Source organism: Kitasatospora sp. NPDC096204 (genome assembly GCF_044763205.1).
Lineage (GTDB): Bacteria > Actinomycetota > Actinomycetes > Streptomycetales > Streptomycetaceae > Kitasatospora.
Genome location: NZ_JBIWFT010000002.1, coordinates 463,373 through 478,297, shown reverse-complemented (window position 1 = coordinate 478,297; position 14,925 = coordinate 463,373). Strand labels below are relative to the sequence as shown.

Sequence of the window (14,925 nt, the reverse complement as noted above, 5' to 3'; positions counted from 1 at the left end):
GCCGAGCGCAACGGGCACCAGGTGCTCGCGGTGATCCGTGGCAGCGCGATCAACCAGGACGGTGCCAGCAACGGCCTGACCGCCCCCAACGGCCCGGCCCAGCAGCGCGTCATCCGGCAGGCCCTGGCCGACGCCGGGCTGACCGCCGCCGAGGTCGACGCCGTCGAGGCCCACGGCACCGGCACCACCCTCGGCGACCCGATCGAGGCCCAGGCGCTGCTCGCCACCTACGGCCAGGAGCACACCGAAGAGCCGCTCTGGCTCGGCTCGTTGAAGTCGAACATCGGCCACACCCAGGCCGCCTCCGGCGTCGGCGGTGTGATCAAGATGGTCATGGCGATCCGCAACGGGGTGCTGCCCAAGACCCTGCACGTGGACGAGCCCACCCCGCACGTCGACTGGGCCTCGGGCGCGGTCGAGCTGCTGACCGAGGCCCGGGACTGGCCCGAGCGCGGACGCCCGCGCCGTGCGGCCGTCTCCTCCTTCGGCATGAGCGGCACCAACGCCCACACCATCATCGAGCAGGCGCCGGCGGCCTCCCCGGCCGAGCCGGCGCCCGCCGACGGGACCGCGGGCCCGCTGCCCTGGGTGCTCTCCGGGCACACCGAGGCCGCGCTGCGCGACCAGGCCCGCCGTCTGGCGGCGCACCTCACGGAGAGCGCGGCCGCCGGGGAGTCCCTCGACCCGGCCGCGGTCGCCGGGGCGCTGGCGACGGCCCGTTCGGTGTTCGAGCACCGCGCGGTCGTCGTTGCTGCGGGGAAGGCGGATCTGTTCGCCGGTCTCGCCGCGCTCGCCGACGGTGAGCAGGTGGCTCAGCTGGTCCAGGGCACGGCCCGGACGACCGGTGGCCCGGTGTTCGTGTTCCCCGGTCAGGGGTCGCAGTGGCTGGGCATGGCCCGCGAACTGCTGGCGGACGAGCCGGTGTTCCGTTCGCGGATGGAGGAGTGCGCGAGCGCTCTTGCGTCGTACGTCGACTGGGACCTGCTGGTGGTCGTCTCGGGTGAGGACGGCGGGTGGATGGAGCGGGTGGACGTGGTCCAGCCGGTGCTGTTCGCCGTGATGGTGTCGCTGGCTGCTCTCTGGCGTTCGTACGGTGTGGAGCCGTCGGCGGTGGTCGGGCACTCGCAGGGCGAGATTGCCGCCGCTGCCGTGTCCGGTGCGCTGTCGCTGGAGGATGCCGCGCTGGTGGTGGCGCTGCGGAGCCAGGCGATCATCGAACTGTCGGGCCTGGGTGGCATGGTGTCCGTCCCGCTGCCCGTGGAGAGCGTCCGCGAGCTGCTGGAGGGCCGTGAGGGAATCTCGATCGCGGCCGTCAACGGCCCGAACTCCGTTGTGGTTTCCGGCGACGCCGGTGCCCTGGACGAGCTGGTGGAGTACTGCACCGGGCAGGAGATCCGGGCTCGTCGGATCGCGGTGGACTACGCGTCGCACTCGGCGCACGTGGAGCGCATCGAGGCCCGCCTGGCCGAGCTGCTGTCCCCGGTCGCCCCGCGTGTTCCGGAGGTGCCGTTCCACTCCACCGTGACCGGTGAGGTGATCGACAGCGCTTCGCTGGATGCCGGTTACTGGTACCGCAACCTGCGCCAGACGGTGGAGTTCGCGAGCACCGTCGAGGCTCTCCTCGCGTCCGGTCACTCGCAGTTCGTGGAGGTGAGCGCCCATCCGGTGCTGACCGTCGGCATCCAGGAGGCCATTGACGCCAGCGCCGTCGAGGCGACGGTCCAGGGGACCCTGCGTCGCGACCACGGTGGCCGGGAGCGTTTCCTGACCGCCCTCGCCGAGGCCTGGAGCAACGGCGCCACCGTCGACTGGGCCGCCCAGTTCCCCACGGCCCGCCGCATCGACCTGCCGACCTACGCCTTCCAGCGGCAACGCTTCTGGCCGAAGCCGTCCGGCTCCTGGATCGGCGACGCGACCGCGATGGGCCTGGAGTCCGCCGACCACCCGCTGCTCGGTGCCGCCGTGGTGCTCGCCGAGGGCGAGGGCCTGGTGCTGACCGGCCGGCTGTCGGTGCAGAGCCACCCGTGGCTGGCCGACCACGCCGTCGGCGGCGCGGTGATCCTGCCCGGGACGGCGTTCGTCGAGCTGGTGTTCCGCGCGGGCGACGAGGTCGACTGCGACCGGATCGAGGACCTGACGCTGGAGGCGCCGCTGGTGCTGCCGGAGCGCGGCGCGGTGGCCGTCCAGGTGTGGGTGGGTGCCGCCGACGGTTCGGGCGCCCGCCCGGTGTCGGTGCACTCCCGTCCGCAGGACGCCGCCGCCGACGAGCCGTGGCTGCGGCACGCGACCGGTCTGGTCGCCGCCGGTGACCAGGTGCAGGCCCCGGCGACCGAGGCCGTCTGGCCGCCGGAGGGTGCCGTCGAGCTGCCCGTCGAGGGCTTCTACGAGCGGCTGGCCGCCGCCGGTTACGGCTACGGCCCGGCCTTCCAGGGGCTGCGGGCCGCCTGGCGGATCGGGGACGACGTCCTCGCCGAGGTCGAACTGCCGCAGGAGGTCCAGTCGGAGGCCGGCCGGTACGGCCTGCACCCGGCGCTGCTCGACGCGGCGCTGCACGCGGTGGGGCTGGGCGAGCTGCTCGCGGACACCGGCCGGGCGCGTCTGCCGTTCTCCTGGTCGGGCGTCGGTCTGTCGGCCGTCGGTGCCGCCCGGGTGCGGGTGCGCCTCACGGCCGCCGGGCCGGACGCGGTGAGGCTGCTGGCCGTCGACGAGACCGGTGCGCCGGTCGTGGCGATCGACTCGCTGGTGCTGCGCGAGGTCTCCGCCGACGGCGTGGCCGCCGGTCAGGGCGCCCCGCGTGACGCGCTGTTCCGCCTGGACTGGGCGCTGCTCGGGGCGGAGCCGGTCGAGGGCGCCGCCGTGCGTCGTGCGCTGGTCGCTGCGGACGCGGCCGGGCTGCCGTCCGTCCTGCGCGACCTGGCCGGGTCCGCGCCCGTCTTCGCCGGTCTGCCGGAGCTGGCCGGGGCGCAGGACGTCCCCGAGCTGGTGTTCCTGCCGCTCGGCCGGGCTGTGGCCGGTGTCACCGGCGACGGGTCGGGCGCGTTCCCGGCCGCCGAGGCCGCGCACGCGGCTGTGCTCGTCGCGCTGGCCGCCGCCCAGGCCTGGCTGGCCGAGGACCGGTTCGCCGAGTCCCGGCTGGTGTTCGTGACGAGCGGCGCCGTCGCCACCGCCACCGGCGAGGACGTCACCGACCTGGCGTACGCCCCGGTGTGGGGCCTGATCCGCTCCGCGCAGTCGGAGAACCCGGGCCGCTTCGTCCTGCTCGACCTCGACCTCGACCTCGACCTCGACGTCGACGCCGAGGAGGCGGACGCCGTCGGCGCCGCCGAGGCGGTGCTCGCCGCGCTCGCCACCGACGAGCCGCAGCTGGCCGTGCGGGCCGGTGCGGTCCGCGCTCCCCGGCTGGCCCGTCCGGGCTCCTCGGGCCGGCTCGTGCCCCCGGTGGGGCAGCCGGCCTGGCGGCTGGACGTCACGGCCGAGGGGACCCTGGAGAACCTCGTCCTGGCGCCCTGCCCGGAGGAGTTCCGCCCGCTCGGCGCCCGGGAGGTGCGAGTCGCGCTGCGCGCCTCCGGCCTCAACTTCCGCGACGTCGTGCTCGCCCTGGGCATGGTCCCCGACCAGCAGGTGATGGGGAACGAGGGCGCGGGTGTCGTCCTGGAGGTCGGCGCCGAGGTGACGGACCTGGCCCCGGGTGACCGGGTGATGGGTCTGTTCTCCGGCTCGTTCGCGCCGTACTCGGTGGTCGACCACCGCTTGCTGGCCCGGATCCCGGAGGGCTGGACCTTCGTTCAGGCCGCCTCCGTGCCGGTGGTGTTCCTGACCGCCTACTACGGCCTGGTGGACGTGGGCGGTCTGCGCGCCGGCGAGCGGGTGCTGGTGCACGCCGCCGCCGGCGGTGTCGGGATGGCCGCCGTGCAGCTGGCCCGGCACCTGGGTGCCGAGGTGTTCGGCACGGCGAGCCCCGGCAAGTGGGAGACCCTGCGGGCCTCGGGTCTGGACGACGCGCACATCGCGAACTCCCGGACCCTCGACTTCGAGGGCGCCTTCCTGGCGGCCACGGACGGCGCCGGCATGGACGTCGTGCTGGACTCCCTGTCGGGCGAGTTCGTCGACGCCTCGCTGCGGCTGCTGCCGCGCGGCGGGCGCTTCCTGGAGATGGGCAAGACCGACAAGCGGGACCCGCAGGTGGTCGCGGCCGACCACGAGGGCGTGCGCTACCAGGCGTTCGACCTGGTCGAGGCCGGCCGGGACCGGATCCGCGAGATGCTGCGGGAGATCGTCGCCCTGTTCGAGCGCGGTGAGCTGCGGCTGCTGCCGATCGCGACCTGGGACATCCGGCAGGCGCCGGAGGCGTTCCGCTTCCTCAGCCAGGCCCGGCACACCGGCAAGCTGGTGCTGACCATGCCGCCGCTCCCGGACCGGGACGGCACCGTCCTGATCACCGGCGGCACCGGCACCCTCGGCGGGCTGCTGGCCCGCCACCTGGTGACCCGGTACGGCATCCGGCACCTGGTGCTCACCGGCCGTCGGGCCGCCGAGTCCGAGGCCGGGCGTGAACTCGCCCGCGAGCTGGGCGATTCGGGTGCCGAGGTCACCCTGGCGTCCTGTGACGTCGCCGACCGGGCCGCGCTGGCCGCGGTGCTGGACGCCGTCCCGGTGGCGCACCCGCTGACCGCCGTGGTGCACACCGCCGGCGTCCTGGACGACGGCGTGGTGTCGGCGCTCACCCCCGAGCGCGTCACGGAGGTGCTCCGGCCCAAGGTGGACGGCGCGCTCAACCTGCACGAGCTCACCGCCGGCAGCGACCTCGCCGCCTTCGTGCTCTTCTCCGCCGCCGCCGGCACCTTCGGCGGCGCCGGCCAGGGCAACTACGCGGCGGCCAACGTGCTGCTCGACGCGCTGGCCCACCACCGCCGCGCGCTGGGCCTGCCCGCCCACGCCCTGACCTGGGGCTTCTGGGCCGAACGCAGCGGCATGACCGGCCACCTGGACGAGGCCGACGTGACGCGCATGTCGCGCTCGGGCATGCGGGCGCTGTCGTCCGAGGACGGCCTCGCCCTGTTCGACGCGGCGCTGGGCACCGACGAGGCCCAGCTGATGCCCGCCAGGCTCGACCTCGCCACCATCCGCCAGCAGGTCGGCGCGGGCACCGTGCCGCCGCTGCTGCGCGCGCTGGTCCGGCCGAAGAGCCGCCGCACCGCGGCCGCCGTCAGCGCCGGCGAGGCCAAGTCCGGCCTGGCCCGCAAGCTGGCCGGGCTCGCCACCGCCGAGCAGCTGCGCCTGCTGACCGACCTGGTCCGCGGCCACGCGGCCACCGCGCTCGGGCACGCCGCCGCCGAACAGGTGGACGCGGACCGGGCGTTCAAGGAGCTCGGCTTCGACTCGCTGACCGCGGTCGAGCTGCGCAACCGTCTCAACGCCGTCACCGGCCTGCGGCTGCCGGCCACCCTGGTCTTCGACCACCCGAGCCCGGCGGCGCTGGCCGAGCACCTGCGGGCCGAACTCGCGGGCGAGGAGCCCGCGGTGCAGGCACCGCTGCCCGTCCGGGCCGCCGCCGACGACGACCCGGTCGTCATCGTGGCGATGAGCTGCCGCTTCCCCGGCGGAGTGCGCAGCCCGGAGCAGCTGTGGCAGCTGGTCGCGGAGGGCGGCGACGCCATCAGCCCGTTCCCGGCCGACCGCGGCTGGGACACCGAGGCCCTGTACGACCAGGACCGGACCAAGAGCGGCACCAGCTACGTCCGCGAGGGCGGGTTCCTGCTCGGCGCGGGCGAGTTCGACGCGGACTTCTTCGGGATCTCGCCGCGCGAGGCGCTCGCCATGGACCCGCAGCAGCGGCTGCTGCTGGAGGCCTCGTGGGAGGCGTTCGAGCGGGCCGGGATCGACCCGGGCGCGCTGCGCGGCAGCGCGACCGGCGTGTTCGTCGGGGCGGCCTACCAGGGCTACACCAACATCCTGGCCGGCTCCGGGCTGGAGGGTCACCTGCTCACGGGTACCTCGACCAGCGTGGTGTCCGGGCGCGTCGCGTACACCTTCGGGCTCGAGGGCCCCGCGGTGACCGTGGACACCGCCTGCTCCTCCTCGTTGGTCGCTCTGCACCTGGCCGCCCAGGCGCTGCGCAACGGCGAGTGCTCGCTGGCCCTGGCCGGCGGCGCCACCGTGATGGCCACCCCCGGCCTGTTCGTCGAGTTCAGCCGTCAGCAGGGCCTCGCGCCCGACGGCCGCTGCAAGCCCTTCGCGGCCTGCGCCGACGGCACCGGCTGGGCGGAGGGTGCGGGCCTGCTCCTGCTGGAGCGCCTCTCCGACGCCCGCCGCAACGGGCACCCGGTGCTCGCGGTGGTCCGCGGCAGCGCGATCAACCAGGACGGTGCCAGCAACGGGCTGACCGCCCCGAACGGCCCGGCCCAGCAGCGCGTCATCCGCCAGGCCCTGGCGGCCGCCCGACTGTCCGCCGACGAGGTGGACGCCGTCGAGGCGCACGGCACCGGCACGGTGCTCGGCGACCCGATCGAGGCCCAGGCCCTGCTGGCCACCTACGGCCGGGGCCGCGACGACGACCAGCCGCTGTGGCTGGGGTCGTTGAAGTCCAACATCGGCCACGCCCAGGCGGCGGCCGGTGTCGGCGGCGTGATCAAGATGGTCATGGCGATGCGGGAGGGTGTGCTGCCCAAGACCCTCCACGTGGACGAGCCGTCCCCCGAGGTCGACTGGTCGGCCGGCGCGATCGAGCTGCTGACCGAGGCCCGGCCCTGGCCGGAGACCGGACGTCCGCGCCGTGCGGCCGTCTCCTCCTTCGGCGTCAGCGGGACCAACGCCCACACCGTCCTGGAGCAGGCCCCGGCCGAGCCGGCCGCGCCCGCGGCGCAGCCGGTCACCCCGGCCGGCGCCGAGCCGAGGACGCTGCTGTGGCCGCTGTCGGCCCGCAGTGAGCAGAGCCTGCGCGACCAGGCCGCCCGCCTCCAGCGGCACCTCGCCGACCACGGCGACACCGCCGCGTCCGTCGGCTACGCGCTGGCGACCACCCGGGCCGCCCACGAGCACCGGGCGGTGCTGGTCGGCGCCGACGCCGTCGAACTGCGCGACGGACTGGCAGCGTTGGCCGAGGGCCGTACCGCGCCCAACCTGGTGCGCGGCCGCGCCCGGGGCGGCAGGTCCGCCGTGCTCTTCACGGGTCAGGGCAGCCAGCGCCCGGGGATGGGCCGGGAGCTGTACGAGGCCTACCCGGTGTTCGCCGAGGCCTTCGACGCGGTCTGCGCGCTGGTCGAACTGCCGCTGCGCGAGGCCGTGTTCGGCGAGGACGCGGACGTTCTCGCCCGGACCGAGTTCACCCAGGTCGCGCTGTTCGCGGTCGAGGTGGCGCTGTTCCGCCTCTTCGAGAGCTGGGGGGTCCGTCCGGACGTCCTGGCCGGTCACTCGATCGGCGAACTGGTGGCCGCGCATGTCGCGGGCGTCCTGTCGCTGGACGACGCCGTCGCACTGGTGTCCGCCCGTGGCCGCCTGATGCAGGCGCTGCCGGAGGGCGGCGCGATGGTGGCGGTGAAGGCCACCGAGGCCGAGATCCTGCCGCTGCTCACCGGTAACGTCAGCATCGCGGCGATCAACGGGCCTTCCTCCGTGGTGGTTTCGGGCGACGAGGCCGAAGTCCTGGCCATCGCCGGTCAGTTCGAGAAGACCAAGCGGCTGCATGTCAGCCACGCGTTCCACTCGCCGCTGATGGACGGCATGCTGGCGGAGTTCCGCGCCGTCGCCGAGAGCCTGACCTATTCGGCGCCGCAGATCGACGTGGTCTCCAACGTCACCGGTGAACTGGCCACCGCCGAGGAGCTGTGCTCGCCCGAGTACTGGGTCCGGCACGTCCGCGAGGCCGTCCGCTTCCTCGACGGGATGCGCACCCTGGAGGCCCAGGGCGTCACCACCTACCTGGAGCTGGGCCCCGACGGCGTCCTCACCGCGATGGCCCAGGAGTGCCTGGGCGAGTCCACCCGCGCCCGGTTCACCGCCGCGCTGCGCGCCGGCCGGCCGGAGGCACGGACCGTCGCCACCGCCCTGGCCGCCGTGCACACGGGCGGTGTCCGGCCCGACTGGGAGGCGGTCTTCGCCGGCACCGGCGCCCACCGGGTCGCCCTGCCGACGTACGCCTTCCAGCCGGACGCCTACTGGCCGGAGCCGCTCCCGGCGGCCCCGCAGGCGGGCGCCGAGCGCGCCGAACTCTCCGGAGCCGAGAGCGAGTTCTGGTCCGCCGTGGAGCGCGAGGACGTGGCGGCGCTGGCCGCGACGCTCGCGGTCGACGGCACCGGGCCGCAGGACGACCTGCTGCCGCTGCTGCCGCTGCTGTCCTCCTGGCGCCGCCGCAACCGCGACGACCGCACGGTGGACGGCTGGCGCTACCGCGTCACCTGGCAGCCGACGGCCGCCGCGACGGGAGCCGCGACGCTGTCCGGCACCTGGGTGCTGGTACCCGGCGACGCCGCCGCCGACCTGGTCGAGGCGGCCGAGCGGGCGCTGACCGCCCACGGCGCCGCGGTGCACCGGCTGGAGCCGGGCACCCGGTCGCGGGAGGAGGCGGCCGCCCTGGTGGCGCAGCTGCCGTCCGCCCCGGCCGGCGTGCTGGCGCTCGCGCCGAGCGCGGAGTCGGCGATGGTCCTGATCCAGGCGCTCGCCGACGCCGAGCTCACCGCCCCGCTGTGGCTGGCCACCTCGGGCGCGGTCTCGGTCGGCCGCGCAGACCGGCTGCGCGACGCGGCGCAGGCCCAGGTCTGGGGCCTCGGCCGGGTGGCGGCGCTGGAGCACCCCGCGCTCTGGGGCGGTCTGCTCGACCTGCCCGAGGTGCTGGACGAGCGGGCGCAGGGCCGACTGGCCGCCGTCCTGGCCGCTCCGGCCGACGAGGACCAGCTGGCGGTGCGCGCCTCGGGCGTGTTCGTGCGCCGGCTCGTCCGGGCCGAGCGCGCCGAGGGCGCGGGCTGGAACCCGCGCGGCACCGTCCTGGTCACCGGCGGCACCGGCGCCCTGGGCGCCCGGGTCGCCCGCTGGCTGGCCGAGCACGGCGCCGAGCACCTGGTGCTGACCAGCCGTCGCGGCCCGGACGCCCCGGGCGCGGCCGAACTGCGTACGGAGCTGGAGGGCCTCGGAGCCCGGGTGACCGTCGCGGCCTGCGACGTCGCCGACCGTACGGCCGTCGAGGCGCTGCTCGCCGAGCACCCCGTCGACGCGGTCGTGCACACCGCGGGCGTCGGCCAGACCACCCCGCTGGCCGCCACCGAACTCGCGGAGTTCTCCGCGGTCGTGGCCGCCAAGGTGGCCGGTGCGGCGCACCTGGACGAGCTGCTCGGTGACACCGAACTGGACGCCTTCGTCCTGTTCTCCTCGATCGCCGGCACCTGGGGCAGCGCGGGCCAGTGCGCCTACGCCGCGGGCAACGCCTACCTGGACGCCCTGGCCGAGCAGCGGCGTGCCCGCGGCCTGGCCGCCACGGCCGTCGCCTGGGGCCCCTGGGCCGACGGCGGCATGGCCGACGGCGAGGCGGGCGAGCAGCTGCGCCGCCGCGGCCTGGCGCCGATCGCGCCCGACCTGGCGATCGCCGCGCTGGCCGGTGCGGTCGGCTCGGACGAGCCGGCGCTCACCGTGGCCGACGTCGACTGGGCGCGCTTCGCGCCGGCCTTCGCCGCCACCCGTCCGCGCCCCCTGCTCGACCGGATCGCCGAGGCGGGCGAGGCGCTGGCCGCCGGCTCCCACCCGGCCGCCACCGACGCCGCGGGCACCCTGCGCACCCACCTGCTCGGCCTCGCCGAGGGCGAGCGCCGCCAGTACCTGCTGGACCTGGTGCGGACCGAGGCCGCCGCCGTGCTCGGCCACGCCTCGGCCACCCGGGTCGAGGAGGACCGCGCGTTCAAGGAGCTGGGCTTCGACTCGCTGACCGCGGTCGAGCTGCGCAACCGGCTCACCGAGACCAGCGGCCTGCGGCTGCCCGCGACCCTGGTCTTCGACCACCCGACGCCGCTCGCCCTGGCCGAGCACCTTCGGACCGAACTCGTCGGCGCCGAGCCGCAGTCGGCCCTGCCCGCCGTCCGTCCGGCCTCCGGCGACGGCACCGGGACGCAGGACGACCCGATCGCGATCGTCGCGATGAGCTGCCGCTACCCGGGCGGTGTCCGCACCCCCGAGGAGCTGTGGCAGCTGGTGCTCTCCGGCACCGACGCGGTCGGCGAGATGCCGACCGACCGCGGCTGGGACCTGGACGCCCTGTACCACCCGGACCCGGAGCACCCGGGCACCTCCTACGCCCGCCACGGCGGCTTCGTCCACGACGCCGACCGCTTCGACCCGGCGTTCTTCGGGATCTCGCCGCGCGAGGCGGTGGCGATGGACCCGCAGCAGCGGCTGCTGCTGGAGACCTCCTGGGAGGCCTTCGAGCGGGCCGGTATCGACCCGGCCACGCTGAAGGGCAGCCAGGCGGGCGTGTTCGTCGGCTCCAACGGCCAGGACTACGCGACCCTGCTGCTCGGCGCGCCGCAGGAGGCCGACGGCTTCCTCGGCACCGGCAACGCGGCCGCCGTGGTCTCGGGCCGGCTGGCGTACACCTTCGGCCTGGAGGGCCCGGCGGTGACGGTGGACACCGCGTGCTCCTCCTCGCTGGTCGCCCTGCACCTCGCCGTGCAGGCGCTGCGCAGCGGCGAGTGCTCGCTGGCCCTGGCCGGCGGTGTCACCGTGATGTCGCTGCCGGGGGCCTTCCTGGAGTTCAGCCGCCAGCGCGGCCTGGCCGCCGACGGCCGCTGCAAGTCCTTCGCGGGCGCCGCGGACGGTACGGGCTGGGGCGAGGGCGCCGGCGTGCTGCTGCTGGAGCGGCTGTCGGACGCCGAGCGCCTCGGGCACCCGGTGCTCGCGGTGGTGCGCGGCAGCGCGGTCAACCAGGACGGTGCCAGCAACGGCCTGACCGCCCCGAACGGCCCCGCGCAGCAGCGGGTGATCCGCGCGGCGCTGGCCAGTGCCGGGCTGTCGGCCGGCGAGGTGGACGCGGTCGAGGCGCACGGCACCGGCACGGTGCTGGGCGACCCGATCGAGGCCCAGGCGCTGCTGGCCACCTACGGGCAGGAGCGCGGCGGGGACCCGCTGTGGCTGGGCTCGCTGAAGTCCAACATCGGCCACACCCAGGCGGCGGCCGGCGTCGGCGGCGTGATCAAGATGGTCATGGCGATCCGCGCCGGCGTGCTGCCGCGCACCCTGCACGTCGACGAGCCCACCCCGCACGTCGACTGGTCGGCGGGCGCCGTCGAGCTGCTGACGCAGTCGCGGGACTGGCCGCAGACCGGCGCCCCGCGCCGCGCGGGCGTCTCCTCCTTCGGGTTCAGCGGCACCAACGCCCACGTCATCCTGGAAGGCGTCCAGCCGGTGGCCGCCGCCGGGGAGGACCGGGCCGCCGTCGAGCCGCCGGTCCTGCCGGTGGTGCTGTCCGCCCGGTCCGAGTCGGCCCTGCGCCGACAGGCCGGCCGCCTGCAGGCCCACCTGGCCGGCCACCCGGAGGTCACGCTGCTCGACGCCGCGTACTCGCTGGCGACCGGGCGTGCCGCCCACGAGTACCGCGCGGTGCTCACCGGCACGGACCGGGCGACGGTGCTGCGCGGGCTCGGAGAGCTCGCCGAGGGCGGGTCCCTGCCGGGCCTCACCCGGGGCGAGGCCGGCGGGAAGTCGGCGTTCCTCTTCACCGGTCAGGGCAGCCAGCGTCCGGGCATGGGCCGGGAGCTGTACGAGGCCTACCCGGTGTTCGCGGACGCCTTCGACGCGGTCTGCGCGCGGGTCGAACTACCGCTGAAGGAGGCGGTGTTCGGGGAGGACGCTGCGGTTCTCGCCCGTACGGAGTTCACCCAGGTGGCGCTGTTCGCGGTCGAGGTGGCGCTGTTCCGGCTGGTGGAGAGCTGGGGGGTCCGTCCGGACTTCCTGGTGGGCCACTCGATCGGTGAGCTGGTGGCCGCGCATGTCGCGGGTGTGCTGTCGCTGGACGACGCGGTGGCGCTGGTCGCGGCGCGTGGCAGGTTGATGCAGGCGCTGCCGGAGGGCGGCGCGATGGTCGCGGTGAAGGCCTCGGAGGAGGAGGTGCTGCCGCTGCTGACCGCTCGGGTGAGCATCGCGGCGATCAACGGGCCCACGTCGGTGGTGGTTTCGGGCGAGGAGTCCGAAGTCCTGGCGATCGCCGGGAAGTTCGAGAAGACCAAGCGGCTGAGCGTCTCGCACGCGTTCCACTCGCCGCTGATGGACGGGATGGTGGAGGAGTTCCGGGCTGTTGCCGAGGGGCTGACGTACAGCGCCCCGCGCATCCCGGTGGTCTCCAACGTCACCGGTTCGCTGGCCACGGCGGAGGAGCTGTGCTCGCCCGAGTACTGGGTGCGCCACGTCCGCGAGGCGGTCCGCTTCCTCGACGGGATGCGCACCCTGGAAGCCCAGGGCGTCACCACCTTCGTCGAACTCGGCCCCGACGGCGTGCTCTCGGCCATGGGCCAGGACTGCGTCGACGGACCGGACACCGCCTTCGCCGCCGCCCTGCGCGGCGACCGGCCCGAGCGGGACGCGCTCGCCGCGGCCCTGGCCGTCGCCCACACCCGCGGCGCGGCGGTCGACTGGGAGGCCCTGTTCGCCGGCTCCGGCGCCCGCCGGGTGGACCTGCCGACCTACGCCTTCCAGCGTGAGCGGTACTGGCCGAAGGCCGCCCAGGCGGCCCCCGCCGGCGGCACCGAGCACGACCCGGCCGAGGCGGACTTCTGGGCCGCCGTGGAACGCGGCGACCTGGCCGCGCTGACCGGCACCCTGGACGTCCGCGGGGACGAGCCGCTGAGCGCGGTCCTGCCCGCCCTGTCGTCCTGGCGGCGCCGCAACGCCGACGAGTCGACGCTGGACCGCTGGCGCTACCGCGTCAGCTGGCGCGCCCTGTCCGGCGACCAGGACGGCACCCCGTCCCTGGACGGCCGCTGGCTGGTCGTCGAGCCCGCCGACCCGGCCGGCGAGCAGCCGGCCGCCGACCTGGCGGACCTGCTGGCCGGGCACGGCGCCCGGGTCGAGCGGATCACCGTCGACCCGGCGACCGCGGACCGCACGGCCCTGGCCGGCGAGCTGCGCGAGGCCGCCGGCGGCGCGGAGGCCCCCATCGCGGGTGTGCTCTCCCTGCTGGCCCTGACCGGGCGCTCGAACGCCGAGCACCCGGGCCTGTCCGCCGGCCTGTCCGGCACCCTGGCCCTGGTGCAGGCGCTGGGCGACGCCGGAATCGGCGCACCGCTCTGGCTGATCACCGGCGGCGCGGTCTCCACCGGTCCGACGGACCGGCTGCGCAACGCGGTCCAGGCCCAGGTCTGGGGCCTCGGCCGGGTGGTCGGGCTGGAGCAGCCGCAGCGCTGGGGCGGTCTGCTGGACCTGCCCGAGACGCTCGACGACCGGGCGCGGCAGCACCTGGCGGCGGTCCTCGCCGGCGCCGACGGGGAGGACCAGATCGCCCTGCGGTCCTCCGGCGCGCTGGTCCGCCGACTGGTGCACAGCCGTCCGCTCGGGGCGGCCGAGGCACCGGCCCCGTGGACGCCGCGCGGCACCGTGCTGATCACCGGCGGCACCGGCGCCCTCGGCGGGCAGGTCGCCCGCTGGCTGGCGCGGGCCGGCGCCGAGCACCTGGTGCTCACCAGCCGGCGCGGCGCGCAGGCCGCCGGGGCCGCCGAGCTGGCCGCCGAGCTGACCGGGCTCGGCGTCCGGGTCACCCTCGCGGCCTGCGACGTGGCCGACCGCACGGCCGTCGCCGGGCTGCTCGCCGAGCACCCCGTCGACGCCGTGGTCCACGCGGCCGGACTGGACCTGGCCGTACCGCTGGCCGAGATCACCGCGGACCAGCTGGCCGAGGTGCTGGCGGCCAAGGTCGGCGGCGCCGTCCACCTGGACGAGCTGCTCGGCGACACCCCGCTGGACGCGTTCGTGCTGTTCTCGTCCATCGCGGGCATCTGGGGCAGCGGAACCCAGGGCTCGTACGCGGCCGCCAACGCCTACCTGGACGCCCTGGCCGAGCAGCGCCGCTCGCGCGGCCTGGCCGCCACGGCCGTCTCCTGGGGCCCGTGGGCCGGCGGCGGGATGGCCGAGGGCGAGGCCGAGGGACACCTCGCCCGCCGCGGACTCCCGGCGATGGCACCGGAGTTGGCCGTCGCGGCGCTCGACCGGGCACTCGGCCTCGGCGAGACCGCGGTGACCGTCGCCGACGTCGACTGGGCGCGCTTCGCCCCGGCCTTCACCGCCGGCCGGGCCCGCCCGCTGATCGCCGACCTGCCCGAGGTCGCCGCGGCCCTCGCCGACGACGGCCCGCAGAGCGGTCCGCAGGCCGGCGCCTCCGGGCGGCCGGTCCTGGTGGAGCGCCTCACCGAGGCCCCGGAGGCCGAGCGCAGGCGCCTGCTGGTCGACGCGGTACGGACCGAGGCGGCGGCGGTGCTCGGTCACACCGGCACCGACGGCGTCGGGACGGCCCGGGCCTTCCGGGAGCTGGGCTTCGACTCGCTGACCGCGGTCGAACTGCGCAACCGCCTCAACGGCCTCACCGGCCTGCGGCTGCCCGCCACCGTGGTCTTCGACTACCCGACGCCCACGGCCCTGGCCGAGCACCTGCACCCGCAGCTGCTCGCCGACCCGCGGTCCGGAGACGAACCGCTGCTGGACACCCTCGCCCGGCTGGAGGCCGCGCTCGCGCAGCCGCTGCCCGACGAGGACACCGGCGAGGAGGTGGTCGCCCGCCTGCAGGCCGTCCTGGCCCGCTGGAGCGACCGGCGCGACGCGCCGACCGCCGCCACCACCGCGCAGAAGCTGGACGAGGCGACCGCCGACGAGGTCTTCGCGTTCATCGACAACGAGTTGGGGATGTCGTGACCGGCATTCGACAGAGCACCACCGGACTGCCGGATCACCAGAAGGAGTTGG

At 76.0% G+C, this 14,925-nt stretch carries 1 protein-coding gene (running past one end of the window); it reads left to right on the top strand.

Annotated features, from left to right (window positions below; translation table 11 throughout):
- Nucleotides 1-14,874 carry the 3' portion of a type I polyketide synthase gene (locus tag ACIQ87_RS03510; protein WP_402400880.1) on the top strand. It extends 19,038 nt beyond the left edge of the window, so only the last 14,874 of its 33,912 coding nucleotides appear in the window; its start codon lies beyond the left edge, outside the window; it ends in the stop codon at nt 14,872-14,874.
- Nucleotides 14,875-14,925: the final 51 nt, after the last annotated feature.